Below are 3,042 nucleotides of genomic sequence, written 5' to 3' on the forward strand. Positions count from 1 at the left end.
GTTCGCACCGCGTTAACGCGATGACGTGGCATCGCGCGACACCACTGCTGCGGGTAAAGGCGCCGCCGCGCGCCGCAGCGTCAACACGAACGCTGCACCGCCGCTCGCTTCGTTGCGCGCGGAAAGCGTCCCGCCGCAATCGCGCGCAATCGAGGAAGCGATCGCCAAACCGAGCCCGAGCCCTTTGCCCGCGCCCTTCGTCGTGAAGAACGGCTCGAACAGCCGGGGCATGGCGTCAAGCGGTATGCCGGGCCCATTGTCGCGCACGGCGAGCGCGAGCGCGTCGAGGGCGACATCGATATCGATCGACAAACGCGCGGCGGCAACCTGCTCGAGCGCATCCAGCGCATTGCCGATCAGATTGATGAGTGTCTGTTCCAGACGCAGGCCGTCGCAGTAGACGACGAGTCCCGGGTCGTCTGCGCTCAAGTCCAAAGGACGATAGGCACTCGCCTCGCGTTGCGCTTGTGAGGTTGGCGGGGTTGGCGCGGTTGGCTGCGCTTCCGATGCCTCTTGCGTCTGCGAATCGGGCAAGCGCGGCACCTCGCGGATGCGGACCTCGAGCGTGACGCGTGCAAGCCGCTCTTGCAACAACTGCAGCGCGTTTCGCAGCGCTCGCCCGACGGCGGTGCACGCATTGCTCGGTTGTGCGCGGCCGACGAAGAGTTTCAGCTGATTGGTGATCTTGCCCATGCGATCGGTGAGTGCGCCGATCGCTTCGAGGTTTTCATGGGCGGCAGGGAGCGCCCCGCGCTCGATCAACACCCGCGTGTTGTCCGAAAACGTGCGCAACGCCGCGAGCGGTTGGTTGAGTTCGTGTGTGATGCCGGCCGCCATTTGCCCAAGGGCCGCGAGCTTGCTCGTCTGAAGCAGCTCGGCGTGCGCCGCGCGCAACTCGTTTTCCGCGCGCGTGCGTTCGGCCACTTCAGTCTGCAACTGCGCATTGGCCGCCGACAAATCGGCCGTCCGTGCTTCCACGCGCTGGTTCAGTTCCGCATAGGCTTCTTGCAGCCGTGCGCGCCCCGCTTCCCGGTCGCGCGCACGGGCGAGCCGCACGCGCCAGTAAAACGCGAGCAAGCACAGCGAAATGAAACCGAAACCGACCGCGGCCGTCGCATTGCGCGCGTCGCCAATGACCGGGCCCACCGGGGCCAGCGTCATCAACTGCCAATCGGGCCCGCTGACAACCCGTCGCGTGAGCAAGTAATACGGAGAAGGCGAACGCGCGCGCACGCCGACACGGACGATCGGGGCATCGGGCGTATCGAGCGCGCGCACCGGCGTCATCGGCAGCGTCGTGATCGGCGTGCCCGCGTACTGGCGCGTCTCTTCGATGGCAGCCGCCACGGCAATCGGAAGATCGCGCACCGAGCGATATTTCCAGGCCGGTACCGACGAGAGAAAGATCACCCCGTGTCGATCGGCGACCAACACGGGTTCGCCCGCGTCCGTCCCCGGAAACGATTCGAGATTGAGCTTCAGGACAGCCGCACCGACGATCCGGCCGCCATGGCGCACCGGCTGCGAGAGGTAGTAGCCCGGCACGTGCGAGACGGTGCCGATGCCAAAGAAGCGCCCCACGCGCGCGGCCATGGCATCGATGAAATAGGGACGAAAGCGATACTGCGAACCGACGAAACTGTCCGAACGATCCCAATTGCTGGCGGCGACGCATAGGCCATCGGCACGAATGATGTAGGTCACATCGGCGTGCGCGTGGGCGTTCGCATCTGCGAGATAGCGATTGGCTCGTGAGATGGCGTCGGGCGAACCCGTATCGAGCGCTTCATCGACGGCAGGGTGGCTCGCGACGAGGTAGGACAGCGATTCATAGCGATCGAGGGTATCGCTGAGCGCACCGGCCGTGCGCCCGGCGCGGGCGGCGGCCTGGTGCTGCAAGACGTCGATTCCGCGCCGCCACGCGATCTGCCACGTGGCTGCGCACACGGCGAGGAGCGCCGAGGCAAGCGCGAGAACGACGATAAGGCGGCGCGTCACGATGACGGGTTCCGGGCAAAAACGTGCCCTATTGTGGCATAGCCCGTCGATCGCGCCGGCGCCTTGGAAACATCAGACGCCTGCGCTGTTCGTCTGGGCATCGGCATCGACAGCGGGGCCACCCCGGCCCAGTGCCGCGTTCAGCTTCGTGCGATCGAGCTCTTTCTCCCAAGCGGAGACGACGACCGCGGCCACGCCGTTGCCGACGATGTTCGTCAACGCGCGGCATTCGCTCATGAAGCGGTCAATACCGAGAATCAGCACCATGCCCGACAGCGGAATGGTCGGTACGACGGCGAGCGTCGCGGCGAGCGTGATGAAGCCGGCGCCCGTCACGCCGCTGGCGCCCTTCGAAGTCAGCATGGCCACGGCGATCAGCGTGAGCTGCTGCATGAGCGTGAGGTCGGTATTCGTCGCTTGCGCGATGAACAGCACGGCCATCGTCATGTAGATGTTGGTGCCGTCGAGATTGAACGAGTAGCCGGTGGGCACGACGAGACCGACGACCGAACGCGAGCACCCGAGCTTCTCGAGCTTGCCCATCAGTTGCGGCAGCGCAGCTTCCGACGAGCTGGTACCCAGCACGATCAGCATCTCTTCCTTGATGTAGGCGACGAAGCGAACGATGTTGAAGCCGACGAGGCGTGCAACGGTACCAAGCACGACGAGCACGAAGACGATCGCGGTCAGATAGAACGTGCCGATCAACTTCATGAGCGGCAGCAGCGAACCGACGCCGTACTTGCCGATCGTGAAGGCCATCGCGCCGAATGCGCCGATCGGCGCAAGCTTCGTCACGATGCGTACGATCCCGAACAGGACCTGGGAGACGCTTTCGATGAAATCGGTAACGGGTTTGCCGCGTTCGCCGATCGTGGCGAGCACGCTACCGAAGAGCAAGGCGATCAGCAGGATCTGCAGGATCTCGCCTTGTGCAAAGGCATCGGTCAGCGTGCGCGGGATGATGTGCATGAAGAAATCGACGGTGCTTTGCCCGTGCGCCTTCGCCGCGTACGAGGCGACCGCCTTGCCGTCGAGCGTATG

Annotated in this window: 2 protein-coding genes; both read right to left on the reverse strand. The window is 65.0% G+C overall.

Annotated features, from left to right (window positions below):
- Positions 1-12: 12 nt before the first annotated feature.
- The gene (locus ACTHL0_RS20190; RefSeq protein WP_440568658.1) at positions 13-1,998 is read right to left on the reverse strand and encodes a sensor histidine kinase; all 1,986 of its coding nucleotides are present in this window, start codon (positions 1,996-1,998) and stop codon (positions 13-15) included.
- Between the two features lie 72 nt (positions 1,999-2,070).
- Positions 2,071-3,042, reverse strand: a 972-nt coding sequence (gene dctA / locus ACTHL0_RS20195; protein ID WP_440568659.1) for a C4-dicarboxylate transporter DctA, incomplete at its 5' end; no start/stop codon positions are given.

It is taken from the genome of Trinickia sp. (assembly GCF_051961175.1).
In the GTDB taxonomy this organism is placed as follows: domain Bacteria; phylum Pseudomonadota; class Gammaproteobacteria; order Burkholderiales; family Burkholderiaceae; genus Trinickia.